Here is a 25,649-nt window from a genome sequence, read left to right as displayed (position 1 = left end):
TTGAACAATGCATGAAACTGTATTATGGGAGATTGGGGGATTTACACTTCACGCAAAGACCCTAGTCATGACCTGGATTGTAATGGCAATCATCTTGGTTTTTGTACTTTCAGGAGTTCGCCACTTGACCAGCGGCAAACCGGGGAAAATGCAAAATATATTGGAATGGATTATCGATTTCGTTCGTAAACTCATATCGGATAATATGGACTATGAAAAGGGGAAACCCCTTCTCGGTTATCTGGTTACCTTAATTTTGTTTGTCTTTTTCTCCAATATGTTTGGCTTAATTCCAAACTTTACGTTTGGTCTTCTACATAACGTAGAGTTTGCTCAGCTTAATCACATTTTCGATGGGGCGGCTTTAATGTCACCGACTGCCGACATCAATACGACGTTAGCTTTAGCCATTATGACCATGATTTTGGTTATTTATATGGGTATTAAGCACAAAGGAACTCATTATTTCCATCACTTTGTAGAGCCTCATCCTGTGTTCTCAATTATTCATGTGGTTGACTTATTGTCCAAGCCCATGACCCTGGCTTTCCGTCTTTTCGGGAATATCTATGCTGGGGAGGTCCTCATTTCAGTCATTCTGATGCTACCTGGAATTTGGGTCTTAGGCGGGGTTTTACCCGATGCAATCTGGCTTGCTTTCAGCGTATTTATCGGAGCGATTCAATCCTTCGTCTTCACGGTTCTGACCACTGCTTATGTTGCCCAAGCGGTCGCCGAGGATTAGAAGGTACACCTTTGCTAGGCAAGGGAAAGCACATGCTTATTTTCAGTGCGTTAATACACACTGAGGAATAATACTTAATAATTATACGGGGAAATAAGAAAGGAGGAAACTCTGTGGACGTATCTGCTGCTGCTGCACTTGGTGCAGGGATTGCTGCTGGATTAGCAGCCCTCGGAGCTTCACTTGGTAATGGTAGTATTATCACAAAAACTGTAGAAGGTATTGCACGTCAGCCCGAAGCTAAAGGGGCTCTGCAATCTACGATGTTTATCGGTGTCGGTCTAGTCGAGGCGTTGCCTCTCCTGACTTGGGTACTTGCCTTACTTCTCATGTTCACAAAATAGTCTGGTATACATGGGCTAGATCTTAAGTCCCGGCCCATCAAGCAAGGGGGAACAATGCGTTCCCCCTTGAAAAAATCATTCGATGGACAAGACTTGAGAGGGGGGTAAAAATGAATCCCATACACATTGATCTTACATTAGTAGCCCAGGTCTTATCTTTCCTGCTCTTGGTCTATATTCTCAGAAGATTCGCTTGGAATCCCCTTATCAATATGATGGAGGAACGCCGCAATCTGATTGAGGCTAACCTTGCCAATGCAGAAAAAGAACGCCTGCAGGCTGAACAGATAAAGCGCGAATATCAAGAAGAAATGCGCAAAGCGCGTCACGAAGCTCAGGAAGTTATTGCGAAGGCCACAAAAATGAGCGAAGTACGAGCTTCCGAGATTCTGGCCGGTGCTCATGACGAAGCCGAAAAAATTAAACAATCAGCTTTAGTGGATATCGAACGGGAACGTGACCGGGCAATTGCTCAGGTTCAAGCTCAAGTTGCTAACTTATCCGTGGCCGTTGCCGAGAAGATCATTCGCAAAAACCTGGATGTCAGAGGCCAGGAAGATATGATTGAGCAATTTATTCAAGAAGTAGGGGAATTGCCATGTTAAAGGGAGCGATAGCTCATCGGTATGCCCAAGCCTTATTTGAAATCGCCCTTCAGGGCAACTTGGACGCGATTGAGGCTGAACTTCAGGAGCTAACACAATTATTCGAACAGAATGCTGAGGTAGCCCACGTCCTTTACCATCCGCACATTTCTCTTTCCGTAAAGAAAGACCTGATGAGGAAGATTTTCGCTGGCGAATTAAGCGTCACTGTGGGAAATTTCTTGAACTTGCTGATTGACCGGAGAAGGCAGAATTATCTTCCGGACATTGCCCAGGAATTTACCCGACTTGCCGATGGAGCACGTAATGTTGTGGAGGCGAAAGTGACGAGTGCCGTTCCGCTGAATGATATCCAAGAACAGCGACTGCAGAAGGAACTGGCCCGCATCACTGGGAAAAATGTACGGATGGTTAAGGAAGTACGCCCAGAACTAATCGGCGGCGTGATGATTAAAATCGGGGACCGTGTGATGGATGGAACCGTGGCCTTTAAGCTTCAGCGGATTCGCCAAAGCCTCAGCCACGCATGAAAAGGGTCGAGAGAACCTCAGAAAATAGGGGTGAATAGACGAAGATGAATTTACGTCCAGAAGAAATTAGTTCAATCATCAAACAACAGATTGAGCGTTATGATAGTGCAGTAGAAGTCGTGGATGTAGGTACCGTTATCCAAGTAGGGGACGGAATTGCCCGGGTTCATGGCCTGGAAATGGCCATGTCTGGGGAGCTTTTGGAGTTTCCTGGTGGTATCTACGGGATGGCCATGAATCTTGAAGAAGATAACATTGGCTGCATTATCCTAGGTAAATTTACGGCGATCAGAGAAGGAGACCAAGTCAAACGGACAGGTCGGATTGTTGAAGTTCCCGTAGGGGAAGCCTTAATCGGACGGGTCGTCAATTCTTTAGGTCAGCCCATCGACGGAAAAGGTGAAATTAAAGCCGATAAATTCCGTCCGATTGAAAACAATGCCCCGGGGGTCGTGTATCGGAAATCCGTTCATGAACCTCTCCAAACGGGACTAAAATCCATTGATGCGATCGTTCCTATTGGCCGTGGCCAACGGGAGCTCATCATTGGTGACCGTCAAACCGGAAAAACTGCAGTTGCAGTGGATACCATCATCAATCAAAAGGGCAAGGATGTTATATGTATCTATGTGGCTGTGGGACAAAAGGCTTCGACGGTTGCGGGAGTCGTAAAGACCCTCGAGGATCATGGAGCGATGGATTACAGTATTGTAGTCTCGGCAACTGCATCTGAACCTGCACCCATGCTTTACATTGCACCCTACTCAGGTTGCGCCATGGGTGAAGAATTTATGTACAATGGTAAGCATGTCTTAATCATCTATGATGATCTTAGCAAACAAGCGGCTGCCTATCGTGAATTGTCCTTGCTTTTGAAACGTCCCCCAGGCCGTGAAGCCTATCCCGGTGACGTCTTCTATCTCCATTCCCGTCTTTTGGAACGGTCTGCCAAACTCTCAGAAGATCTCGGCAGCGGTTCAATGACCGCACTGCCGATTATTGAGACCCAGGCGGGCGACGTTTCGGCGTATATTCCTACCAATGTTATTTCCATTACTGACGGACAAATCTTCCTGGAAACGGATCTATTCAATGCTGGCTTCCGTCCAGCAATAAACGTGGGGATTTCCGTATCCCGGGTAGGTGGCTCCGCTCAGATTAAGGCTATGAAACAAGTCGCAGGACAGCTGCGTTTGGATCTGGCTCAGTATCGTGAGTTGGCTGCCTTTGCCCAGTTTGGCTCTGACTTGGATAAAATCACCCAAATGCGCCTCAATCGTGGTGAACGGATGATGGAAATCCTTAAGCAAAAGCAATATGAGCCTATGTTGGTTGAGGAGCAGGTTGTTGTTCTCTATGCAGCCGTAAAAGGCTTCATTGATGAGATTCCAGTCGATAAGATTAAAGAATTTGAAGAAGCCTATCTGCGCTATTTGCGCACCTCGCAAGCTGATCTCCTGACGAGAATCCGCACGGAAAAGGCGCTAAATGATGAGTTGAACGCAGAGATTGAAAAGGCGATCAACGAAGTTAAGCAAGATTTCTTGGCATAGTTACATGGTTCAGTCCATGTTTTGCTGAACGGATAATTAAGGGGGTAGGTGAAACTAGGTGGCAAATGTACGTGATATACGACGCAGAATTCGAAGCGTACGGAACATGCAGCAGATTACGAAGGCTATGAAAATGGTGGCTGCATCTAAATTACGTAAAGCTCAGGAAAAGGTCATCGCTGCCCGTCCTTATGCCCGTCAATTGCAAGAGGTTTTAGCACGACTTGCCCAGGATCATGCGGATGTAACCCATCCCCTCTTAGAAGAACGACCTGTGCAACGTGTGGGCTATATCGTTATCACATCTGATCGAGGCCTCTGCGGTGGGTATAATGCGAACCTAATACGGATGATGAATGGTATCATAGCCGAAGAGTCCCGCGAGGTAAGACTCGTCATCATCGGACGTAAAGGGCGAGATTTCTACCGACGTGGTAAGGTTGAGACCATTGCCGAGTTCGTAGGGCTCAGCGATAACCCATCCTATGGAAAGGCTAAGGAAATTGCTCGAGAAGTCATCAGCCTCTATGTCAATGGTGAGTTGGATGAAGTCTATATCGTTTATAACGAGTTTTTAAGTGCGATTTCCCAACGTCCTACTAAAATCAAGCTTCTTCCCATAGAAAGCCCAAAGGAAGAATCCCATAAGGAATATATTTTCGAACCCTCTCCGGAGGAGATTCTAACGACGCTTCTACCTAAATATATAGAAACGCAAGTATTCCGTACTATCCTTGAAGGCAAAGCCAGTGAGATGGGAGCAAAAATGACCGCCATGGGCTCTGCAACGGATAATGCTAAGGATTTGATCGAGCGGCTGACCTTGCAGATGAATCGTGCTCGCCAAGCGGCGATTACTACGGAAATTTCCGAAATTGTCGGGGGCGCAAGCGCTCTCGAATAAACCATGGCCAAAACATAAAAAGGAGGTTTCTCGCCTGTGAATATCGGCAAAATCGTGCAAATCATGGGAGCGGTAGTCGACGTTGAGTTTGCTTCCGAAGCACTGCCAGAGATTTATAGTGCCATTACGGTCACAGTTCCCGAGAAAAAAATCGATCTCACCCTTGAGGTCGCTCAACACTTGGGTAATAATACAGTGCGCTGCGTTGCCATGTCCTCAACGGATGGTATGCAACGGGGGATGCAAGCGCTCGATACGGGTGCCCCTATTACTGTACCTGTCGGCCCCGCGACTTTAGGTCGGATTTTCAACGTGCTCGGCGTTGCTATCGATAATGGACCTGAAGTTCATACCGATACGACCTATCCCATCCATCGTCCGGCACCATCTTTCGTAGATCAAGACCCTTCCACAGTGATGTTGGAAACAGGAATTAAAGTTATTGACCTACTCGCTCCTTACTCTAAGGGGGGTAAAGTAGGACTCTTTGGTGGTGCGGGAGTAGGTAAAACCGTCCTAATTCAAGAGCTTATCAATAACATCGCCATGGAGCATGGTGGTCTTTCTGTTTTTGCTGGTGTAGGAGAACGGACCCGTGAAGGAAACGATCTTTGGAATGAAATGAGAGAGTCTGGGGTTATTGACAAAATGGCCATGGTATTTGGTCAGATGAATGAGCCCCCCGGTGCCCGTTTACGGGTTGGACTGAGTGGATTGACTATGGCGGAATATTTCCGTGATGTTCAACATCAAGACGTTCTTCTTTTTATTGATAACATTTTCCGCTTTACTCAAGCAGGTTCAGAGGTTTCCGCTCTTCTCGGCCGGATGCCTTCCGCAGTAGGCTACCAGCCTACTTTGGCTACAGAAATGGGTGCCCTGCAAGAGCGAATTACCTCCACACGGAATGGATCTATCACCTCCGTTCAGGCTATCTACGTGCCTGCGGATGACTTGACTGACCCGGCTCCGGCTACAGCCTTTGCTCACTTAGATGCTACAACGGTTCTTAACCGGGCTATCTCGGAGAAGGGGATCTATCCGGCGGTTGACCCCTTGGATTCCAACTCGCGGATTCTTTCTCCCCAAATTCTCGGCGAAGAGCATTATCAAGTGGCACGGAACGTCCAACAGATTCTTCAGAAGTATAAAGAACTTCAGGATATTATCGCTATTTTGGGTATGGACGAGCTCTCTGAAGATGAAAAGCTCGTCGTGGCTCGTGCTCGTCGAATTGAGCGCTTCCTTTCGCAACCCTTCCACGTGGCTGAAGTATTTACCGGCTCGCCTGGAAAATATGTGCCGGTTAAAGAAACCGTCCGTGGCTTTAAGGAGATTGTGGAAGGAAAGCATGACGATTTGCCTGAGGCGGCCTTCCATATGGTGGGGACCATCGAGGAAGCCATTGAAAAAGCCAAAGCATTGGGGGCATAATTATGGCAGGGACGTTTACACTCCGTGTCGTTTCCCCGGAAGGCAATGTGCTTAAGGAAGAAGCAGAATTTGTGGTTTTACCCGGGGAAACCGGTGAAGTTGGAATTTTGCCTAATCACGCACCCTTGATTACCGCCTTAGGGATCGGGGTCATTCGCTACACAGTCAATAGCAAAGTAGAGAAAATAGCCACCTCCGGTGGATTCGTTGAAGTATCAGATAATAAAGTAACGGTTTTAGCGGATACAGCGGAGCCTGGAGACAAAATTGATCTTGAGCGGGCCATAGCAGCCAAAGAAAGAGCGGAAACACGTCTCGCTCACAGAACGGATGGAATCGACTCCAGACGTGCTGAACTGGCGCTTTTACGAGCTGTAGCCCGGATTCATGCAGCCCAGGATTAAGTTGCTATAATTGTAAATATGAAGAGGAGGTTGTCTCTAAGCCAGAGTATACCCAGTTTACTCATAGCTTCGAGATAGCCTCTTTCTGTATTTTAAATTAATTTCCTTACAAAAGACCGTTATCTTGGCTAGGCTTTGGCAAAACTAGAAGGTAGAGCTGAGGAATGGAGTTATACTCTGCTAGTTAAAGAAAAGGTGTGAGGAAGAATATGGAGACCCCCAAAAAGCATAGGAATAGAATCGTAGTATTAGGAGTTATCTTTTTATGCTATACTATGTTTCAGATTTGGTTTTTTTCTCAAGAAGTGGGTGAGAGAGAATTTTACAGTCGCTTGGAGAGCCAGATCAGCAATCCATTGCTTTTAAATTCAGGTCTAGTAGAGGCCCGAAAAGCTGAAGTGCGTGTTGTCCTCTGGTTTGAACAGGGAAAGCCGGATCGGAGATTCAAGCAGGATTTGACACAAACAGGTTGGGCGTGGATGGAGTCTAATTCAGCGGGTATAGCAGGATTACCCTACTCTCTTGCCGGTTATAGGACCATAGTTACTGAGGAGGAGCCTGAGATTTTCGCTTGGTACCAGGACCTCGAGCAGGAAGTCAGAGAAGTGGGAGGAATCGCTTATCTCGATGAAAGGATTCCGGAAGGAATAGATATTGCCCACTACGCCCTCAAGCAGAATATCCTTCCTCGCCAGTTTTCCCTTTCTGAACGAACCATTTCCGTTACGGGGTGGCAAGAATCACTTTTTTCCCAGGTCCTAGCAGGTGATGATCGGGTGAATATTCAAATCATCAGCCAAACACATGGGGGCAAGGGAAGAACGGCCCTAGCTCTACCGGTTTTACTGGAAGAATTTTAAAATTGGCTAAACCGGGTGTTTTAGCAGGAAATTAGGCGATTCGAAGAGAATATAAGCAAGTCGGATAGAATATATGAGTATATTGCCATGTGAAGGCAGTGATATGTAATTGGGGGTGCCTAGACACTTTGAACAAAATTATCGTGGCTGGCGGTAGGTCTTTGGAAGGAAAGATTACCGTGAGCGGAGCAAAAAACGCAGTATTGCCAATTATTGCTGCCAGCTTGCTGTCTCCTGAGCCTATACGCATAGACGACGCTCCACACCTATTGGATGTAGATGTCATGTGTCAGGTTATTGGAACATTGGGAGCTTCAGTAAGGCGAGAGGGTTCGCGGCTTTACATAGAAACACCAGAGATCACAAGTATCGAAGCGCCTCATGATCTTGTATCCCGCATGAGAGCTTCCATCGTAACCATGGGACCAGTCCTTGCAAGAACGGGCAGAGTACGGATTTCCCACCCGGGGGGGTGCGCGATCGGCTCTCGACCGATTAACTGGCATCTTAAGGGCCTCGAGGCTTTAGGCGCTGAGGTCCGAATGGATCATGGTTATTTGGATGTAAGTGCTCCTGTCTTAAAAGGAGCTCGGATTTACCTGGATTTCCCTAGCGTGGGAGCTACCGAGAATATTATGATGGCTGCTGCTGGAGCTCAAGGGATGACTTATATTGAAAATGCAGCTCAAGAGCCAGAAATCATTGACTTAGCTAACTTTTTAAATCAGATGGGCGGTAAGGTTCGGGGAGCCGGAACCAATGTGATTCGCATCGAAGGCGTTCGCGAATTCCATGGTGCCACCCATACCGTTATACCCGACCGTATTGAAGCAGGCAGTTATCTTTTGATGGCCGCCGCTGCCGGTGGAGATATTTTTGTTCAAAATGTCATAGCCGACCACCTCAAACCCCTTTTAGCGAAAATGGAAGAAGCAGGGGTGTACTTCCGCGTTGTAGATGATGGAATACGTGTGGTTGGTGAAGGAGTCTATAATGCCGTGGATGTGAAGACTCAAGTTCATCCTGGTTTCCCTACGGATTTGCAAGCGCCATTTTCGGCCTTCTTAACCCGAGCTAATGGCACAGGGGTCATCACGGAGACCGTCTTTGAGAACCGCTTTATGCATGTGGATGAGCTTAAACGCATGGGCTCTGATATTAAAATCGAAGGCCGTAGTGCGATTATTCAAGGTATCCAGCGTCTCAATGCAGCCCCGGTAACTGCCACAGACTTACGGGCTGGGGCTGCTTTGATACTGGCGGCTTTAACAGCTGATGGGGAAACTGAGATTCAAGGAGTCCATCATATTGACCGCGGGTACGAGTATATTGTAGAGAAATTGAGTGGAATCGGTGCCCAAGTCCGGAGAGAAATAGAATAGAAGAAATACTAGAATAGCAGAGTAACATATTGTCCCTTCCCTCAGCATAGTGTTAAGCATAGGCTTGGCCTAGGTGAGGAGGAGGGACTTTTGTGCGTAAAGAATGGTTCAGGATACTGGTTCTAGTGGTCATCATCGTCATCCTATTTCCTTGGACGGTCCTCCGCTGGCACCAACAGGGAGATTTAGATAATGAGGAGTTCACAGTAAGGGTTCTCATGCCGGATGGTGAAGTGGCAAACCAGAGTCTGGAGGAGTATTTGATCGGTGTAGTTGCCGCCGAAATGCCCGCGGAGTTTGAGGAAGAAGCCCTTAAAGCTCAGGCTGTTGCGGCACGAACCTATGCAGCGAAACGCATCACCCAGCAAACGAGCAATGGTGAAACTTATGATGTAGACACCACTGTCAACACACAAGCGTGGATATCGGAAAGCCAGATGAAAGAGAAATGGAAGTGGCTGTCCTTTTGGCGTTACCATGGTAAAATTAAAGGAGCGGTTACCAGCACGAAGAATCAAGTGCTGGTCGCTAATGGACAATATATTGATGCCTTTTTTCATAGTAGTTCCGGTCGCAAGCCTACTGAGCGAGCAGAGGATGTTTGGAGTTCCTCAAGACCTTATCTACAAAACATACCTGCGGGAGAGCAAAACCCGAATCGCTTCGTGAAAAGTTATTCCTTTACCCCGAGTAGCCTCTCTCAAAAGCTAGGCGTTACCGGGAAGGCCAAAGCATTTGCAGATGCGGATTTTGTTATATTAAGCGAAACGGGAGCGGGGAGAGCCAAAGTCGTACGGGTTCTGGGAAAAAACTACACCGGAGCTCAGTTGCGCCCCCTCCTCGGCTTAGCTTCAACAGATATAGAGATCCAGCTAACGTCCCAGGAGCTTAAGATCACGACCTATGGCAACGGGCATGCAGTAGGTATGTCTCAGTACGGTGCCAACGATCTCGCGAAAGCAGGCAAATCCTATGAAGAAATTCTTCAACACTTTTATCCCGGGACCAAGTCACTTTATCTAAAGAAAGGTAGTCCGACACCATGACATTTTGTCATGGTGTTTTCTTTTCTTACACCATAGGCAGACGCGGTTATGGTGATCTATTAATGCTTGTTCTCAGAAGGACTGTGTTATACTAAGATATACTGAATCGTACTTGCATAAGTGTCAATGAAAACGGATATAGGAGAGAAACAATGGGAAAAAGTTTGGTCTTGACTGAAAAACCCTCCGTAGGTCGTGATATTGCGAAGTTATTAGGCTGCAATCAGAAAGGCAATGGATGCTTCATCGGCTCTAGATATATTGTAACCTGGGCCTTGGGTCACTTAGTAACTCTTGCTGAACCAGAAGCCTATGGGGATCAATATAAAACCTGGCGGCTAGAAGACCTGCCCATGCTACCGAAACAAATGGAATTAGTCGTCATCAAAGAGACGTCAAAACAATATTCAGCAGTGAAACAACTTTTACGGCAGCCTGATGTGGAGGAACTTATTATAGCCACGGACGCAGGGCGTGAGGGTGAGCTGGTAGCTCGCTGGATTATTCAAAAGGCGGGTTGGAGAAAGCCTATCAAGCGGTTATGGATTTCTTCACAGACAGATAAGGCTATCAAAGAAGGCTTTAATAACCTCAAACCAGGTAAGGCCTATGAGTCTCTATATGCGGCAGCAGAGTGCCGAGCTCAAGCAGATTGGTATGTGGGCTTAAATGTGACACGAGCCCTAACTTGCAAGTACAATGCCCAGCTCTCTGCAGGAAGAGTACAAACCCCCACTTTAGCGCTCGTTGTCGAGCGAGAAAAAGAAATTCAGAAATTTGTTCCTAAGGACTACTGGACCATCCATGCCCAAGGGCAGGGTTATTTCCTACGTTGGCAAGATAAAAGCAATGGGCAAAGCAGGATCTTTGATGAGCAGAAAGTGGAGAAGCTCTTGCAAAGGTTGACAGGAAAGCAAGGACGCCTTACAGAGATTAAGAAAGAAGCCAAGAAGGATCTGCCCCCCCAGGCCTATGACCTAACTGAATTGCAAAGAGATGCTAATCGAAAATATGGATATTCGGCTAAGAGAACTTCCTCGATTATGCAGCAACTCTATGAACAGCATAAATTAGTTACCTACCCTAGAACGGATTCGCGTTACTTGACAGACGATATAGTCGCCACTCTCCCCGAACGACTCAAATCTATCGCTGTGGGTCCCTATTCTGAATTGACTCGTCGAGTTCTGCGAACAAAGATCGTGACCACCAAGCGATTGGTTGACAATTCGAAGGTTACGGATCATCATGCGATTATTCCCACTGAGCAAGCTGTGTTCTTAGGCAAGCTTAGCCAGGAGGAAGCCAGAATTTATGACTTAATCGTTCGCCGCTTTATTGCGGTTCTATCCCCGGCCTTTGAGTATGAACAAACCACGATCAAAGTGGATATCCAAGGAGAGGTTTTTACCGCCAAAGGAAAAATCATGAAGAGTAAGGGGTGGCGAATGGTCTATGAGGGGAATGACTCTATTGATGAGGAAGGTGATCAGGAGGATCAAGAGCAAAGTTTGCCAGATCTAAAAGCAAATCAAGAGATTGAGTTGCTTTCTATAAAATCAGCCTCAGGTAAAACGAAGCCCCCCAAGCGCTATACAGAGGCCACTCTGCTATCAGCCATGGAGCATCCTGGTCAACGACTTGAAGACGCAAAACTACGAGAGACCCTGGAGAAAACCAGTGGCTTGGGTACCCCCGCAACCCGCGCAGATATTATTGAAAAACTCTTTAATTCCTTCTATATGGAGCGCAACGGCAAAGAAATTACCCCTACCTCCAAAGGAATCCAGCTCGTTGGATTGGTTCCCGCCGAGCTAAAATCACCTGAATTAACAGCCAAATGGGAACAACAACTCCATGAGATCAGTAAAGGACGTGAAGACCAACAGCGCTTTATCCAAGGGATCAAAAGCTATGCTACTCAGCTTGTCGGTCAGGTGGTAGGAAGTAGCCAAACCTTCCGCCATGACAATATGACGAGGGCCAAATGTCCGGAGTGTGGTAAGTTCCTTTTGCAAGTTAAGGGCAAGCGCGGCGAAATGCTTGTCTGCCAGGACAGGGAGTGCGGCTATCGCCAAGGTCTCTCGGTGCAGTCAAATGCCAGATGCCCCCAATGTCATAAGAAGATGGAGCTACGGGGAGAAGGGGAAAACAAGCTGTTTACTTGTGGCTGTGGCTACCGTGAGAAACTCTCCGCCTTCAATAAGCGCAAAGAGCAAGAGGGCAAGGGTTCTTACAACAAAAAGGAAGTCAATCAGTTCTTGCAAAAGCAAAAGGAGGCCGTTCCGGTGAATACAGCCTTAGCGGATGCTCTTGCTAAGTTGAAACTTCCTTAAAAGTAGCTCTAAGAATCCAAAATGAAATATAGAAAGGTCTTTCCCGAAGGGGAAGGACCTTTCTTTGTTATTTTCGTATCCAAAACATTATTAGCTTACTAGAAAGATTGAATATTTTGAATTATAATACTATGGAGAGGAGTGAGTGAGTCCATGGAAGATGTTGTTATTGTAGGTGCCGCTAGGACACCCATTGGAGATTTCCAAGGATCATTAAAGGATGTTCCAGCTGTTGAACTTGGGACAATCGTAGTAAGAGGTGCACTAGAAAAGGCTGGAGTGGATCCCAAACTTGTGGAAGATGTCGTCGGAGGAATGGTCTACAAAGCGGGGGTGAAAGGAAATCCGGCAAGACAGATACAACTTGAGGTTGGTATCGCCCTTGAAGCTGCGGCTACTACAGTGGATCAACAGTGTGGTTCAGCTATGAGAGCTATAGAAATTGCTACCCAACAAATGTATTTGGGTAAATCCAGTGTCAGCGTGGCGGTAGGGATTGAAAACATGTCCCGCGCTCCCCATATGCTGTTAAACTCACGTCAAGGTACAAAATTAGGACCTACTAACTTAGAAGATCATCTCACTTACGACGCCTTAGTCGATGCTATGACGGGGTACCATATGGGTGTTACAGCGGAAAACCTCGCGGAAAAATATAACATCACCCGTGAGGAACAGGATCAACTGGCCTACCTCAGTCATACACGGGCCGTCGCCGCTATTCAAAATGGGTATTTCAGAGATGAAATCGTACCTGTGGAAATAACCACTCGCAAAGGTACAAAGGTCGTTGAGGTCGATGAGCATCCTCGTGCCGATATATCTATGGAAAGCTTAGGAAAACTGAAGCCGGCATTTAAGAAAGACGGAACAGTCACAGCGGGTAATGCTTCGGGGTTGAATGATGGTGCTGCAGCTTTAGTCTTAATGACAGTTAGCAAAGCAAAAGAACTCGGAGTTAAACCGATTGCCAAGATTTTATCAACGGCCTCCTATGGTGTAGCTCCAGAAATTATGGGAATTGGCCCAGCCTATGCTATTCCTAAGGCCTTGATGTATGCCAACCTTGAACTTAGTGATATCGATTATTTCGAAATTAATGAAGCGTTCGCCGCCCAATTCCTCGCGGTGAATAGAGAACTGAAACTAGATATGGATAAAGTAAATGCCAATGGCTCGGGAATTGCCTTAGGTCATCCTGTGGGATGCACAGGTGTTCGTATTATCGTATCTATGCTTAGTGAACTGAAAAGACGTGAAGGAAAATATGGGGTTGCCTCCTTATGTGTAGGTGGCGGGCCATCTATGGCAACCGTGATTGAGATGCTATAGTAACGTTTTCCACAGCTGATAGTTTTTAGCTTGCCTTTGAACAGTGAGCTCAATAGACATACACTAAAACATAGCAAAAGGGGTCGCGTGAAAGATTATTTTCACCCGACCCCCTGCTTAATCACTTACTACCAGTACATTGTTTTATCTTCGTTGACATAGCGACTCAACTTACTTTCGTCAAGAATAACGATGCCATTCGTTTCTTTCTTGATCACGCCATCTTCTTTTAAGAATTTTAACATTTTTGAAACAGTAACTTGGTGGATCCCAAGATATTCACTAAGTAGTTTGTTATTATAATCGACTTCAACACTACGTTTGCCATCAACGATGCTGGAATGATCGAGCAGAAGCTTACATAGCAGCCCGAAGTTATTTTTATGACTTTGGGCATGAAATCGTTCAGTAACTGCGCGATATTCCTTCATAGCTAAATGAAGCATCTCTACACATAGATCTTGTTGGCTTATCACATACTGATAAAATGTTTCATAAGGAACTTTATAACAGCAGCATTTGGTATGGGCTACAAAATTAGATGTACTGATACCCCCGTTAAATAAGACTAAAATGCCAATCACTGATTCTAAGCCAGTATTAGCCCTTTTTATTCCATACAAAATCTCGGCACCTGTTTCGGAAATATGCGTGCGATAGCAGATCCCAGAAGTTATGATGTAGACATAATCAATCTTTTCTTGCTGATGAATGATGTGTTCGCCCTTCTTAAATTCACAATAGGTCTTCATAGATATATCCTTAAGATTCATCCCAAAACCCTCCTTCGAAGTTTCAAATTCAGAGGGAATCCCTTCAAGCAGTATGTGCAAGAGTTAAGCACGATATCTCATTATACCATGTGAATATTAACATTTTTACCTCATTACGACGAATAGTTGGGAAAACGCCAAAAAAGCAATGCCCGATCGATTAGGGACATTGCTTTTTATCTTTTATCAATTATCTATCTGCTACTAATCGGTAATCAATTTAATAATCACAGGTTTCTGCTGTAATCCTGCTAAACGTTGAACTTCTTCACCTTGTTCAAAAAGGATGATGGTAGGATAGCCTTCCACGCCAAATTTTGCAACGGTTTCTTTATTCTGGTCGAAATCTAATTTGAGGATTTCCACATCATTTACATCTTTTGCCACATCATTGAGCACGTAACCTAGCATCTTGCACGGTCCACAAGTGGATGAATAAAAATCAACTAAGACTTTACCGATCTTCTTCGTGAGGATTTCATCTAATTCATTACCACTGGACTCTCTAACCGTAACAGCCATTTTTATTACTCCCTTTACTTCAAATTTTCGATATATTTCGCGACAGCTTGAGCTGCGATAGCTCCATCATTGCAGGCCGTGATGACCTGACGGAGATGTTTACTGATGACATCCCCAGCTCCGTAAATCCCCGCAAACTTTGTGGCCATCCAAGCATCGGTTTCGATATAACCATACTCGTTAAGGATGTCCAGACTTTTAAAAGCCTCTGTAGTAGGTTGTAAGCCAATATACTCGAAGGCCCCATCGGCCAGGACTGTGAGAGCTTCGCCAGTTTTTGAGGAAATGGCGTGAAGTCCCAATTGGCCCTCTTGAGTAAAGAAGTCTTTGATGTCGTAGTATTCATATATTTCAACATTGGGCAGCTGACGCAATTTAGCGCAAGCGCTGGGATCAGCTGTCAGATTCAACATCGTCACAATGGTTAGTTTCTTTGTAATACCAGCCAAGAACAGGGACTCTTCCACTGCCGAGTTGCCGCCGCCGATGACCATGACCTCTTTATCTCGGTATTTCGCCCCATCGCAAATGGCACACCAACTGATTTTGGAACCGGCAAAATCTAATTCGCCGGGAACTCCCAGCATTCTAGGTTTGGTACCTGTAGCAAGGATGACGGCCTTCGCATAATGGACGCTACCCTCTTGACAGATCAGCTTCTTCAGTGAACCTTCGGTTTGAATAGCATCGACCGTGCAATAATCAAAGGGGATGCCTAATTCTTGGGTATGCTCAAACATCTTAATCGCTAAGTCCGCGCCTTCAATGGTGCCCATCCCGGTGTAGTTTTGAATTTCATAGGTATTGATGACTTGCCCTCCCGGCGCCAACTTATCCAGTAGCAAGACGCTAAGGTTTGCTCTGGCTGCGTAAATAGCGGCGGTCATACCTGCCGGACCGGCCCCAATGATGGCAACATCATAGTGCATCATGGCAATTGCCTCCTCTGCAATAATTATATATGGTAAAGCACGATGGCTTTACTCTCTATAGAATGAGTGGTTTTTGTTAGGAACAAAGGATTTCAGTACAGTAGGCTATAATAAACAAGATTATGCGTTTATCATAGCCTACTGCCGCTATACATTTAAGATTCACATTAGGTAGTTTTTGTGGATTTAGAGTTGAAGGGTGACTCCAGTTTCGTATTTCTTTTCATCAATAATAATGGAAACCTTGAAATCACCAGTCAAACCTTCACGACTAATAGGGAATTCAACCGCCCGATCATCGGACTCTAAGAAGGTGCCCACACACATAGCCAAGAAGGGACGCTTGGTGGTGGGAACAAAATAACTGTAAGTTTCTTTGCCTTCCAGCTGGAAGAGGACCATTTGACCTTTTTCAAATCTTGCTTTGAAAATAATGCGATCTGCTTCGAGGCCGATTTTCGCACCATTTTCCGCAGGGATCAGGCCACCGGCTTCCGTGGGAGGTAGGGTTAAGAATTTTTCCGTGACACCTAAGGTGCCTAGGAGTTGACCTTTGCCAAAAGTTAAAGTATCTTCAGGGCAATAGAGCTGCAGCTTTTCAGCTCGGTAGTAATTGGCGGGAAGCTGCATTTCGAACATGATCACGTCATCCTTAATCTCTACAGTGACTGAGTTAAGTTCACAATACTGTATGTCATCACCCACATATCGGGAGGGTGGGGTGTCGCAGGTTTCTCCTTTAAATTTACCGATACCGCCAGAGTGCACGAGATAATGACCTTCTCCATAGTACTCAACATTACAGATGTAAGTGGAAAAGAAGTCTTCTCCTCGTTCCTTACCAAATTGCCAGACTTGCTCAATTTCCATTTTTTCTGTATCGATTCGGTAACGAACGCCGCGCGAGAAGTTATCTTTGGCAGGAACATATTTTTCTTTTGTCTTTGCTCTCCAATGGCCATTATCGAAGCACATGATATCTCCATCAGGTAGGACTACGCAAGCATGTTGCTCATATTGCCAGTCAAATTTGCTAAGATCACCTACAGGCTTGAAGAAGTATTTATCGACCATATCCTGTGGCCAGCCTTCAGGGTCGCCAATAATCCAATTGAGTTTGCTGGTTTCATAGTCAATATTAATCACAGCATCTTGGTGGCGACCGGAGAGAGTTAAGGAGTTGGTTTTTTTATCATACCAGACAGCATTATTATGGAACCAGTCATGCTTATCCTGGCTGCCCGATCCACCCACAGGGAATTGAGGGAGAATTTGCTGATAATCCCATCTCTTAATGATTTGCCCGGTGGTGCGATCGATCAGGACACACATGTCCTCGACAGTTCCGCGGGGAGGATCTTGAGTTAAGACAAGAAGATTCCCATCTTCCATTTCGAATTGGTCGTGATGATAGCCGCCGGGTAAACGATATTCCTTGTATATCTTGCCAATCATACCCATCTCATAAAGACCGCTCGTATGATAAGGGGGTAACATGAGGCGATCAGTGCCGATGAGAAGGCGACCGTTTTTCACGCGTTTCAGGTCGAAGGCAAAGTTAGTAGTTGAATACCAACGGACTTCGCCGCGATAGTCGTAGGCGGCGGTCATAGCCGGTGTAGTAGGGCTGACAAACATCATATTGCTTTGGAAGTACTCTTGGGTGGTGGAGAATAAGGTAGGCTGCTTTACTTTGTCAGGGAGTGCATCAGTTTTGATTTTGAGGGTGTTTCCCCCCCCATTACTGAGAATAAGCTCGACTATATTTTCATAGTCTCCGTAAAGACCATAGACAGGGATGATATGCTCTTTAGCCTCAGGGAATTCAAAGCGAATCGTTTCGGCCTCTTCCTTGCCCTGAACGGCAACGGTTACAGTGGTAGGCTGCTCTGTTTTAAACATAACCAAGGCAGTCAAGGGAGCGATTAGATAGGGATTCAATTTGACATAAGGCTTTTGCAAGGAATAGCTCCCTGCCTTATACTCGGCTAAAAATTCCTGTTCTGCTCGATGCTGGGTAGTAAGAATGTGCTCAAACTCTTTGTACTTTACACTCATGGATATACCTCCTTTAAGATTAGAATTTTGTGAAACCATCATCATCATCGTCATCATTCAAGGAAAGGTCCTGATCTCCGGCAGCAACGCAGGCTTGATGAACCTTGGGATAACCGGTTGTACCGTCAACACCGACAACATTTTGCACTTCACAATCAGCTGCACCAAGAACGCGAAATTTACGAATATCCAGCATAGGTATTGCGGTCTCTTTGGGTTCAGGAAGCTGTGGGATATAGCTGTAAGGATAACGATAAGCGCGATAATAGATGACTGCCGGATTTTCTGTAAAGGGAGAAAGGAATTCCCAGACCACTTCTTTCATCCGTGTAACCTCGAACAAGCGACCTTCTACCCCTTCGGTGACTAAGGTGTTTCCGTTGGGGAGCCGTTGAGCGGCACTGGTCAAGGGGCTATAGAAACGATAATCGTTAATGATGGGCGAACCATAATTCATGAGTTCACTGCCAGTAATTTGCCAGACGACTTTCATGGTGACAGGGTTTAATTCTAGCACTCGCGAACGGTCAGCGATATTTACTTTGGTCCCGTCTTTTGAGATATTGCTGGGTGCACCATAACCGGACCAACCGCCGTTATCAAAAATAAGGATATTGCCGGCCCCGGGTAGTCCCTGAGGAACCATATGCACATGATGCTGGCCGATGATTTGGCCGATTTTCCTTAGCTGCGGATCATCAGCAAAATCAGGACCCATTTTCCAAACGACCTTACCGGTCTCCTTTGAGATAATCGCGCAGATATTGGATTCCCGAGCGTCCCAAATAATGTTATCGGGATGGAAACGCTCATCCCCCTTGTCATACCATTTGTTAGGACCGAGAACGCTCATGGAGTTGATGTGCATCCAGTCGCCCATGCCGCCCCCTGCTTCATGCATGTTCGGATTTTTGTAGAGGGCTAATTTGGCAACAGCATCAAAGCCATATTCATTAAAATGATCAACGGCATGCCATTCCCAGACAATATTCCCTTCCCAGTCCACTTCAATGATGACATCATCGAGGAGATTTTTATCGGAGATCCGCTTGTTGTAGCAGTTTTCATGACAAAGAATTAAAGTGTTACCACGATCGGTCTTGCACTCCATTCCCGGCACATAGTAACCGACCGTGTTGCCTTCTCTTTGATAATCATGGTGCTGGCGAGCCATCCATTGAGGCTTTTCCCCTTCGTCTTCGATATACTCTTTCTTATTGAATTCCCAAACCACTTTACCATTCCAGTCGACTTGAATCAGGTCGATTTGGTCTTGATAGCCAAATTTCCCGTTTCGGCGGCCGCGGCTTCCCATAACGTAACCACCGGGGAGCAATTTATTAGGGAAACCCATGAGGTCCTTGAAGACCCGGACCACATTACCATTCATGTCAATGATGACACAGCCTAAGCCTGCAGCATTCAAAATAGTGTAGCCATTAAAGCATTTCTCAGGATTATAGACGGTGACTCCGGTTGGATGAACAAAGGGTTGACCCATAAAACAACACTCCTTTTTTGTTTAGATAGTTTGATTGGAATAATAATTTATTGGATAAGGATTACCTTGAGTCTAGCTTAGAAGAGCAGTTTTGCAATTTGATAACCAACGAAGGTATAAATGACCCACCCAGCAATACAGATGGGGAAACCGAATTTCAAGATATGTTTAAACTCAATGAGATCCTTGCGGGCATGCATCATACCTGCGTAAGGTGAGGCGGCCGGCGTGAGGATGGCAAAGAAGGCGGTCATGGTAATGGTCATTGCAGCAGCCACGACGTTTAGGCCAGGATACTGATCGGCAAAGGCCAACAGGATAGGAAGTAAGATAATGGCCATCCCCGCGTTGTTGGCAAAGTTCGTTGTAATAAGAACGAAAAGTAAGAGCAAGCCAACAAAGACGAGTTCAGGCTTGTCCCCGAGGAGGGGTTGGAGGATCTCAATCAGCCAAGTTTTGATCCCAGTTTTATCATTGGAAACGGCATCAGCACCGTACATTGCTGCAGCAACTAAGAAGTAAATATCCCAAGACAGGCTTTTAGCAGCAACTTCCTTGTAGGGGAGGGCCGGTTTTCCGGCAATTTGAATGACCATTAGAACGATGACGCAGATGAAGGTTACGCCCAAAGTTCCCATTTTGTTCAGTATGGCGGTGAAAGCCCAAGCCTTGGGCAGAACACTAGGAGCCATCAGCAAAATAATATAGGCAACGATTGAACCCAGAAAGAGCTTTTGCTGTGTATTCATAGGGGGGAGAGGATTTTTCTTAAACTGTTCGATATTGACGTTTTTAAAATTAGATAAATCAATTCTAAAGACAAACTTGGCTACCAACATGAGCACGACAAGCATTGCCAGCGACATAAGAATGTTGTAAGAAACATAGGACACATAGTTTACTTGAAAGCCGGAAATCTTTTGAAAGGTGCCGGTAATGGCTAGGGCAGCTCCCTTAAAGGGAAACATAGGTTGTGCGAAGGTGGCAGATAAATAAACTCCGAAAATGGTAAAGGCGTAGGCTGGATGTTTCTTGTCAACCTTAAACTCATGGAGGAACTCGACAGCAATGGGCCAAAGAATCAGCAAACTTGCTAATGGGCTGGTTAAGCCGGCAAGAAAGAAAGAGGCTAAAAAGAAAACGCTTAGAAAGGTATAAGGCTTTCCGTTGATCACTTTTCGTGTTAAGAACCAGCGAGCTAAGTATTGAGTACAGCCTGCATATTCTACAGCAGCGAAGAGGACCATGGAGATCATGACCAGCACAACGACCTCATTACCGAAGGCACCGAGGGCGACGTTTTTTATAGTGTCAAAGCCACTCATAGCAAGGAGGAAAAGCCCCAAAAGACTTGGCCAAATGCTATTCACTGTGGACCAGAGATAGACCATGCCTACAAATATTGCTAAAACATGCATGCCGATTTCGGTGATAGGACCAATCGGATCAAGGAGAGGAAATAATACCATGAAGGCAATACCAATAATGCTGTGAACGGTTGCTATATTGAGTGAACTTTTTTTACCTTCAACACCTGGATTGTTCTTAAGCATATTTTTCACCCTTTCATTTTCGTACGTTGTTAGGGAGTGGGATATTGTCTGCAGTCAATATCTCTCCTACGGCATTAAGCAAATACTCACTTTCACATAGATTGTAACAAGATGTTCAAGTTAAATAGATAACATATGCTAACAAAATAAGATATATTTGATTTTGTTATCGTACTTATTTGATAAAGTTATAGCTTTTTAAGCCTTAGTTAAATTTACATATTATGGTCTAACTCTTCGCTCTTTGGGTAAAGATAATCCAAGAGGTGATGTGAGTATGACGATCTGGAGAATCATAATCATGGTGCTGATGATAGGGGCTACTTTACTGGGAACGCAAGCTTGGCTTAAGGGTGAAGAAGTGGCACTAAGCCCAACTATCCTCCAAGATCCTGTCAAGACGGTGAGCGATTTCCCCAGTCCTGTTCAAGGGAAACCTCTGCGGGTTGCCGGAGAATATTATTCTAACAAAATGGAGACTATGCTCTTTCATCCGGGAACGGATTATGCACAAGCTGAGGGGGCTGTAATTCGGGTTAAACATGAAGGCAGAGTAATCTATGCGGGGCCGGACCCCTTTCTAGGGATTAAAGTCGAGGTAGATTGCGGAGGGGATTGGAGCGTAATCTACGGTGGTTTAAAAAACTTACGTGTGAAGGAAGGGGAATGGGTGGAAGTCGATCAAGTCATTGGGCAAATTGGCTATTACCCGGACATTTTTGGGGATATTGAACAGACTCATCTTCACTTTGAGGTTTGGCAGGGGGATCTTGTTCAGGTTCCCGAAAGGTAATAGAGTAAATTATAAAATCAGAATTAAATTTAATTATTATCTCAATACATAGAGGAAGAGCGGGAAAGCTTAAATTCCCGCTCTTTTTGGTGTGCCACAACTAGAGGTGCGTTCGACGAGATGGAGTTTAATTGGAATGGGTCACCTAAGCCTAAGACAAGGAATTGGTATCTACCCAATCTTTCGCTTCATCCACAGAATCCTCCGTGGGGATAGCGACCTTAGATTCTGCTTTAAGCTCTTTGATATCAGCTCGCCAAGCAGCAGTATCATGGCGCTCGATGGGATTGGCCATAAATTTTTCTTTGGGTTGATTAGAGCTGCTTTTCTCAGTCATTTCAGAAACCTCCTTAATTCTTATGTTTGCACCGATCAATACTGTTGTTCTGCCATGCGTTTGAGGGTCTTATATTTATCCTGCGCATGCTCCTCGGCGGCTTGGAACATCTCGTCGGCAATTTCGGGGAAGACCGTTTTCAGGGAAGAATAACGAATTTCGCCCTTGATAAAGTCTTGGAAGGAGTCTTTGGGCTCCTTAGAATCCAGCGTAAAGGGATTTTTTCCTTGATCCTTCAGGCGAGGATCGTGACGCCACAAGTGCCAGTATCCCGCATCAACGGCCTTCTTCATTTCCGCCATGCTTGTACCCATACCCGTCTTGATACCGTGGTTGATGCAGGAGGCGTAGGCGATGATGATGGAAGGTCCTTTATAGCTTTCAGCCTCAGTAATGGCCTTGAGGGTATGATTCATGTTAGAGCCCATAGCAACTTGAGCGACATAGATATAACCATAGGTGGTGGAGATTAGACCTAAGTCCTTCTTGCGGACTTTCTTACCACCGGCGGCAAACTTGGCGATGGCTGCGGTTTGGGTTGCTTTGGAGGACTGACCGCCGGTATTCGAGTAGACTTCAGTATCGAAGATGAAAATATTTATGTCATCGCCGCTGGCCAGGACATGGTCTAAACCATTGTAGCCAATATCATAGGCAAACCCGTCGCCACCGAAAATCCAAACCGAAGGCTTGACTAGGTAATCCTTTTTGGCCATGATTTCTTGAAGGAGAGGATTAGCGGAGATTTTCTCTTTTTGGAGCGTCTCGAGAACACGAGCGCTAGCTTTCTTGGATCCTTCACCATCATTGAAGTTATCTAACCAGTCTTGGAAGGCTTCCTTCAGCTCGGAACTAATAGTACCTTCTAGGCATTGACTCATGAGTTGTGCAACTTTTTCGCGGATTTGTTTGGAGCCTAGATAAATCCCATACCCAAATTCAGCATTGTCTTCAAAGAGAGGATTCATCCACGCCGGACCCTTACCTTCGGCATTGGTGGTATAGGGTACAGAAGGTGCACTACCTCCCCAAATGGAGGAACAGCCGGTGGCATTGGCGATAATCATGCGATCCCCATAAAGCTGGGTAATCAGGCGCGCATAAGGTGTTTCACCACAGCCCGGGCAAGCTCCGTTAAATTCCAGAAGGGGTCGTGCGAACTGGCTGCCGATCAGGGTTTTTACATCGAGAAGGTCTCGTTTCTCGGTGACCGTCATGGCAAATTCCCAGTTTTCGGCCTCCATCTCGATTTCGTGATCGGCAGGCTCCATGACGAGAGCTTTTCCTGGGGCAGGACAGATATCGGCACAGTTTCCGCAGCCGGTGCAATCCAAAGGAGAAACCTGAATTCGGTAATGATAGCCCTCCAGCTTTTTCGAATTGGGCTTCTTAGTTTTGAAGGTGTCGGGTGCTTTCCCACACTCTGCTTCGTCCAGCAGGAAGGGGCGGATGGTGGCATGAGGGCAGACATAGGAGCATTGATTACACTGAATACATTTATCGATTTGCCATTCCGGAACGACCACGGCAATTCCGCGCTTTTCGTATTTAGTCGTGCCCAAGGGGAAGGTTCCGTCTTCCATACCGACAAAGGCGCTGGTGGGGAGATCATCTCCTGCATGACGTTCCATAGGACGTTGGATGTTTTTGACAAAGTCGGATTCTTCTTTCACAGGCATGTTCTCATCAGGAATGTCGGCCCAAGCGGCAGGAACCTTTACCTCAATGAGGGATTCAATGCCCTGATCCACGGCCTGCTCATTCATTTTGACAATATTGGCACCTTTTTTGCCATAGACCTTATTAATAGAATCTTTTAAGTAGCGAATAGCATCATCAATGGGTATGACCTTCGCCAGCTTAAAGAAGGCTGCCTGCATGACCATATTAATCCGGCCGCCTAACCCGATCCCTCGGGCGATAGCGATGGCGTCGATTAAATAGAAGTTAATCTCGTTTTTAGCCATATAGCGTTTAAGTGCCGCAGGGAGGTGATCTTCCACTTCCTCCTTGGTCCATGGGCAATTCAAGACAAAGGTGCCGCCCTTCTTCAGACCCTTTAAGATATCGTAGTTATAGATGAAGGACTTATTGTGACAAGCAATATAGTCCGCATCAAAAACTAAGTATGAGGACTTAATAGGTTGCTTACCGAAACGCAAGTGGGATATGGTCGTTCCACCCGACTTTTTGCTGTCATATTCGAAATAACCTTGAACATTAAGATTGGTGTTATCCCCGATAATCTTGATGGCACTCTTATTGGCCCCTACCGTGCCATCAGAGCCTAGTCCCCAGAATTTGCAGCGAATGGTACCTTCAGGAGAAGCGTCAATAATTTCTTCTTCAGGGAGAGAAGTGTTGCTGACATCATCGACGATACCGATGGTGAAGCGGTTTTTGGGTTGGCTCTGGTTAAGGTTTTTATAGACGGCCAAAATCTGCGAGGGTGTCGTATCCTTCGATCCAAGACCATAGCGGCCACCCACAATAAGGGGTTGTTTTTCTTCTTTACTAAATACTTGGAGTATATCCAGGTAAAGGGGTTCTCCGGTGGAGCCAGGTTCCTTTGTTCTATCCAGGACGGCAATCTTTTTGACGGATTGGGGTAGAACGTCAAAGAAATATTTTGAGCAGAAGGGACGATAGAGATGAACTTTGATCAGCCCCAGCTTCTCTCCCCTTTGAGCGAGGAAGTCAATGGTCTCTTCAATCGTGTTACATACCGAACCCATAGCCACGATGATGTTTTCAGCATTGGGGTCTCCATAGTATTGGAAGGGATGGTATTCCCGCCCGCTAATTTTTTTAAACTCTTTGAAGTAATCTTCGATAATATCCGGAACTGCCTCATAGAAGGGGTTGGCAACTTCACGTCCTTGAAAGTAAATATCGGGGTTTTGTGCGGTGCCCCTTAAGACAGGATGATTAGGGTTTAGAGCGTTATCACGGAATTGTTGAATTTTCTCATAATCCACGAGTTTGGCGATTTCTTCATAAGGGGTAATTTCAATTTTTTGCACTTCATGGGACGTTCTGAACCCATCAAAGAAGTGCAGTTGAGGAATTCGCGACTTAATGGCTGCGAGATGAGCTATGTAACCCAGATCCATGGCTTCTTGAACATCGTTGGAACAAAGCATTGCAAAGCCTGTTTGGCGGCAGGCATTAATATCAGAGTGGTCACCAAAGATGGACAAAGCATGAGTAGCTAAACCCCGGGCACTCACATGGAAAACAGCGGGGACTAAATTTCCAACCATCTTGTACATTTCGGGAATCATCAGGAGTAAACCTTGCGAAGCGGTGTAGGTTGTGGTCAGTGCTCCAGCTTGGAGGGAACCATGAACTGCTGCCGCGGCGCCTGCCTCGGATTGCATTTCCACTACTTTAACTGGTTGATCAAAAATGTTCTTCAGATTGTGGGCCGACCATTCATCGACTGCTTCAGCCATCGGTGAGGATGGTGTAATAGGGAAGATGGTCGCCACCTCGGTCAAAGCATAGGACGCTTCGGCTGCGGCTTGATTAGCATCCATCGTTTTCATTTTTCTTGCCACGTGAGAACCTCCTTTAAAACAATGAGCATTTGGATATAGCCTTAGTATTCGTTATTCAAAAAGTCTCATACATTTTTTTGTTATTAAAAGTGTATGTTTTCATTGTTATACATCATTTACCAATCGCTGACGTCCATTGAGGATG

At 45.8% G+C, this 25,649-nt stretch carries 22 protein-coding genes; 14 read left to right on the top strand and 8 right to left on the bottom strand.

Translation table 11 applies throughout. The features are described from left to right. Positions 1 to 7: 7 nt before the first annotated feature. The 13 genes from atpB (at position 8) to DESDI_RS16650 (ending at position 13,475) form a co-directional block, all read left to right on the top strand. Entirely contained in the window at positions 8 to 745 is a 738-nt protein-coding gene (gene atpB / locus DESDI_RS16710) for a F0F1 ATP synthase subunit A (protein ID WP_015263786.1), read from the top strand. Positions 746 to 858: 113 nt separating this feature from the next. Continuing rightward, positions 859 to 1,089, top strand: coding sequence for a F0F1 ATP synthase subunit C (atpE, locus tag DESDI_RS16705; protein WP_015263785.1), 231 nt, complete (start codon positions 859 to 861; stop codon positions 1,087 to 1,089). Between the two features lie 110 nt (positions 1,090 to 1,199). Beyond that, positions 1,200 to 1,694: a F0F1 ATP synthase subunit B gene (gene atpF, locus DESDI_RS16700; protein WP_015263784.1), complete on the top strand. Its 495-nt coding sequence runs from the start codon at positions 1,200 to 1,202 to the stop codon at positions 1,692 to 1,694. Further along, a complete protein-coding gene (locus DESDI_RS16695; protein WP_015263783.1) occupies positions 1,688 to 2,224 on the top strand; it encodes a F0F1 ATP synthase subunit delta in 537 nt (178 codons plus the stop codon). Before atpF ends, DESDI_RS16695 begins: the two co-directional genes overlap by 7 nt. A 44-nt stretch (positions 2,225 to 2,268) precedes the next feature. Further along, a complete protein-coding gene (atpA, locus tag DESDI_RS16690; RefSeq protein ID WP_015263782.1) occupies positions 2,269 to 3,777 on the top strand; it encodes a F0F1 ATP synthase subunit alpha in 1,509 nt (502 codons plus the stop codon). Positions 3,778 to 3,835: 58 nt separating this feature from the next. Then, positions 3,836 to 4,681 (top strand): ATP synthase F1 subunit gamma, encoded by an 846-nt coding sequence (atpG, locus tag DESDI_RS16685; protein ID WP_015263781.1) that lies wholly within the window; start codon positions 3,836 to 3,838, stop codon positions 4,679 to 4,681. A 36-nt stretch (positions 4,682 to 4,717) separates the two neighbouring features. Continuing rightward, a complete protein-coding gene (gene atpD / locus DESDI_RS16680) occupies positions 4,718 to 6,115 on the top strand; it encodes a F0F1 ATP synthase subunit beta (RefSeq protein WP_015263780.1) in 1,398 nt (465 codons plus the stop codon). 2 nt (positions 6,116 to 6,117) lie between these two features. Further along, positions 6,118 to 6,519, top strand: a complete 402-nt coding sequence (locus DESDI_RS16675; protein WP_015263779.1) for a F0F1 ATP synthase subunit epsilon — start codon at positions 6,118 to 6,120, stop codon at positions 6,517 to 6,519. A gap of 209 nt (positions 6,520 to 6,728) precedes the next feature. Next, positions 6,729 to 7,379 (top strand): hypothetical protein, encoded by a 651-nt coding sequence (locus DESDI_RS16670; RefSeq protein ID WP_015263778.1) that lies wholly within the window; start codon positions 6,729 to 6,731, stop codon positions 7,377 to 7,379. Positions 7,380 to 7,507: 128 nt separating this feature from the next. Next, a complete protein-coding gene (gene murA / locus DESDI_RS16665) occupies positions 7,508 to 8,761 on the top strand; it encodes a UDP-N-acetylglucosamine 1-carboxyvinyltransferase (protein ID WP_015263777.1) in 1,254 nt (417 codons plus the stop codon). 92 nt (positions 8,762 to 8,853) lie between these two features. Continuing rightward, positions 8,854 to 9,807, top strand: a complete 954-nt coding sequence (spoIID, locus tag DESDI_RS16660; protein ID WP_015263776.1) for a stage II sporulation protein D — start codon at positions 8,854 to 8,856, stop codon at positions 9,805 to 9,807. Positions 9,808 to 9,959: 152 nt separating this feature from the next. Beyond that, complete coding sequence (locus DESDI_RS16655; RefSeq protein ID WP_015263775.1) at positions 9,960 to 12,143, top strand: DNA topoisomerase III; 2,184 nt, start codon at positions 9,960 to 9,962, stop codon at positions 12,141 to 12,143. A gap of 153 nt (positions 12,144 to 12,296) precedes the next feature. Then, on the top strand, positions 12,297 to 13,475 hold the full coding sequence (locus DESDI_RS16650) for a thiolase family protein (RefSeq protein ID WP_015263774.1): 1,179 nt from the start codon (positions 12,297 to 12,299) through the stop codon (positions 13,473 to 13,475). Between the two features lie 128 nt (positions 13,476 to 13,603). Here DESDI_RS16650 and DESDI_RS16645 read toward each other — a convergent pair whose 3' ends face one another. From DESDI_RS16645 to DESDI_RS16620, 6 genes are all read right to left on the bottom strand, one after another. Beyond that, entirely contained in the window at positions 13,604 to 14,248 is a 645-nt protein-coding gene (locus DESDI_RS16645; protein ID WP_015263773.1) for a Crp/Fnr family transcriptional regulator, read from the bottom strand. 204 nt (positions 14,249 to 14,452) lie between these two features. Next, positions 14,453 to 14,770, bottom strand: a complete 318-nt coding sequence (locus tag DESDI_RS16640) for a thioredoxin domain-containing protein (protein WP_015263772.1) — start codon at positions 14,768 to 14,770, stop codon at positions 14,453 to 14,455. Between the two features lie 14 nt (positions 14,771 to 14,784). Next, on the bottom strand, positions 14,785 to 15,708 hold the full coding sequence (locus DESDI_RS16635; protein WP_282432560.1) for an NAD(P)/FAD-dependent oxidoreductase: 924 nt from the start codon (positions 15,706 to 15,708) through the stop codon (positions 14,785 to 14,787). Between the two features lie 180 nt (positions 15,709 to 15,888). Continuing rightward, a complete protein-coding gene (locus tag DESDI_RS16630) occupies positions 15,889 to 17,760 on the bottom strand; it encodes an aryl-sulfate sulfotransferase (RefSeq protein WP_015263770.1) in 1,872 nt (623 codons plus the stop codon). A 19-nt stretch (positions 17,761 to 17,779) separates the two neighbouring features. Further along, positions 17,780 to 19,261 carry an aryl-sulfate sulfotransferase gene (locus DESDI_RS16625; RefSeq protein WP_015263769.1) on the bottom strand — a complete coding sequence of 494 codons (1,482 nt, stop codon included), beginning with the start codon at positions 19,259 to 19,261 and terminating at the stop codon, positions 17,780 to 17,782. 77 nt (positions 19,262 to 19,338) lie between these two features. Continuing rightward, positions 19,339 to 20,814, bottom strand: a complete 1,476-nt coding sequence (locus DESDI_RS16620; RefSeq protein ID WP_015263768.1) for an SLC13 family permease — start codon at positions 20,812 to 20,814, stop codon at positions 19,339 to 19,341. 277 nt (positions 20,815 to 21,091) lie between these two features. On the opposite strand from DESDI_RS16620, the gene DESDI_RS16615 reads away from it, so the two are divergent. After that, complete coding sequence (locus DESDI_RS16615; RefSeq protein WP_041219565.1) at positions 21,092 to 21,607, top strand: murein hydrolase activator EnvC family protein; 516 nt, start codon at positions 21,092 to 21,094, stop codon at positions 21,605 to 21,607. A 151-nt stretch (positions 21,608 to 21,758) separates the two neighbouring features. Here DESDI_RS16615 and DESDI_RS16610 read toward each other — a convergent pair whose 3' ends face one another. Continuing rightward, positions 21,759 to 21,944, bottom strand: a complete 186-nt coding sequence (locus DESDI_RS16610) for a CDIF630_02480 family spore surface protein (protein ID WP_015263766.1) — start codon at positions 21,942 to 21,944, stop codon at positions 21,759 to 21,761. Between the two features lie 35 nt (positions 21,945 to 21,979). Further along, on the bottom strand, positions 21,980 to 25,504 hold the full coding sequence (nifJ, locus tag DESDI_RS16605; protein WP_015263765.1) for a pyruvate:ferredoxin (flavodoxin) oxidoreductase: 3,525 nt from the start codon (positions 25,502 to 25,504) through the stop codon (positions 21,980 to 21,982). Positions 25,505 to 25,649: the final 145 nt, after the last annotated feature.

The sequence above is a fragment of the Desulfitobacterium dichloroeliminans LMG P-21439 genome (genome assembly GCF_000243135.2).
Taxonomy (GTDB): domain Bacteria; phylum Bacillota; class Desulfitobacteriia; order Desulfitobacteriales; family Desulfitobacteriaceae; genus Desulfitobacterium; species Desulfitobacterium dichloroeliminans.
The sequence above is the reverse complement of the archived record's forward strand: the minus strand, read 5'-3'. Positions and strand labels throughout refer to the sequence as shown.

Bases quoted from the DNA above. Each gene is read 5' to 3' on its own strand.
- atpA (WP_015263782.1), top strand. From the start codon at position 2,269: ATGAATTTACGTCCAGAAGAAATTAGTTCAATCATCAAACAACAGATT.
- atpF (WP_015263784.1), top strand. From the start codon at position 1,200: ATGAATCCCATACACATTGATCTTACATTAGTAGCCCAGGTCTTATCT.
- DESDI_RS16670 (WP_015263778.1), top strand. From the start codon at position 6,729: ATGGAGACCCCCAAAAAGCATAGGAATAGAATCGTAGTATTAGGAGTT.
- DESDI_RS16615 (WP_041219565.1), top strand. From the start codon at position 21,092: ATGACGATCTGGAGAATCATAATCATGGTGCTGATGATAGGGGCTACT.
- DESDI_RS16675 (WP_015263779.1), top strand. From the start codon at position 6,118: ATGGCAGGGACGTTTACACTCCGTGTCGTTTCCCCGGAAGGCAATGTG.
- DESDI_RS16650 (WP_015263774.1), top strand. From the start codon at position 12,297: ATGGAAGATGTTGTTATTGTAGGTGCCGCTAGGACACCCATTGGAGAT.
- DESDI_RS16620 (WP_015263768.1), bottom strand. From the start codon at position 20,814: ATGCTTAAGAACAATCCAGGTGTTGAAGGTAAAAAAAGTTCACTCAAT.
- DESDI_RS16625 (WP_015263769.1), bottom strand. From the start codon at position 19,261: ATGGGTCAACCCTTTGTTCATCCAACCGGAGTCACCGTCTATAATCCT.
- DESDI_RS16695 (WP_015263783.1), top strand. From the start codon at position 1,688: ATGTTAAAGGGAGCGATAGCTCATCGGTATGCCCAAGCCTTATTTGAA.
- atpB (WP_015263786.1), top strand. From the start codon at position 8: ATGCATGAAACTGTATTATGGGAGATTGGGGGATTTACACTTCACGCA.
- DESDI_RS16645 (WP_015263773.1), bottom strand. From the start codon at position 14,248: ATGAATCTTAAGGATATATCTATGAAGACCTATTGTGAATTTAAGAAG.
- DESDI_RS16655 (WP_015263775.1), top strand. From the start codon at position 9,960: ATGGGAAAAAGTTTGGTCTTGACTGAAAAACCCTCCGTAGGTCGTGAT.
- DESDI_RS16630 (WP_015263770.1), bottom strand. From the start codon at position 17,760: ATGAGTGTAAAGTACAAAGAGTTTGAGCACATTCTTACTACCCAGCAT.
- DESDI_RS16640 (WP_015263772.1), bottom strand. From the start codon at position 14,770: ATGGCTGTTACGGTTAGAGAGTCCAGTGGTAATGAATTAGATGAAATC.
- DESDI_RS16610 (WP_015263766.1), bottom strand. From the start codon at position 21,944: ATGACTGAGAAAAGCAGCTCTAATCAACCCAAAGAAAAATTTATGGCC.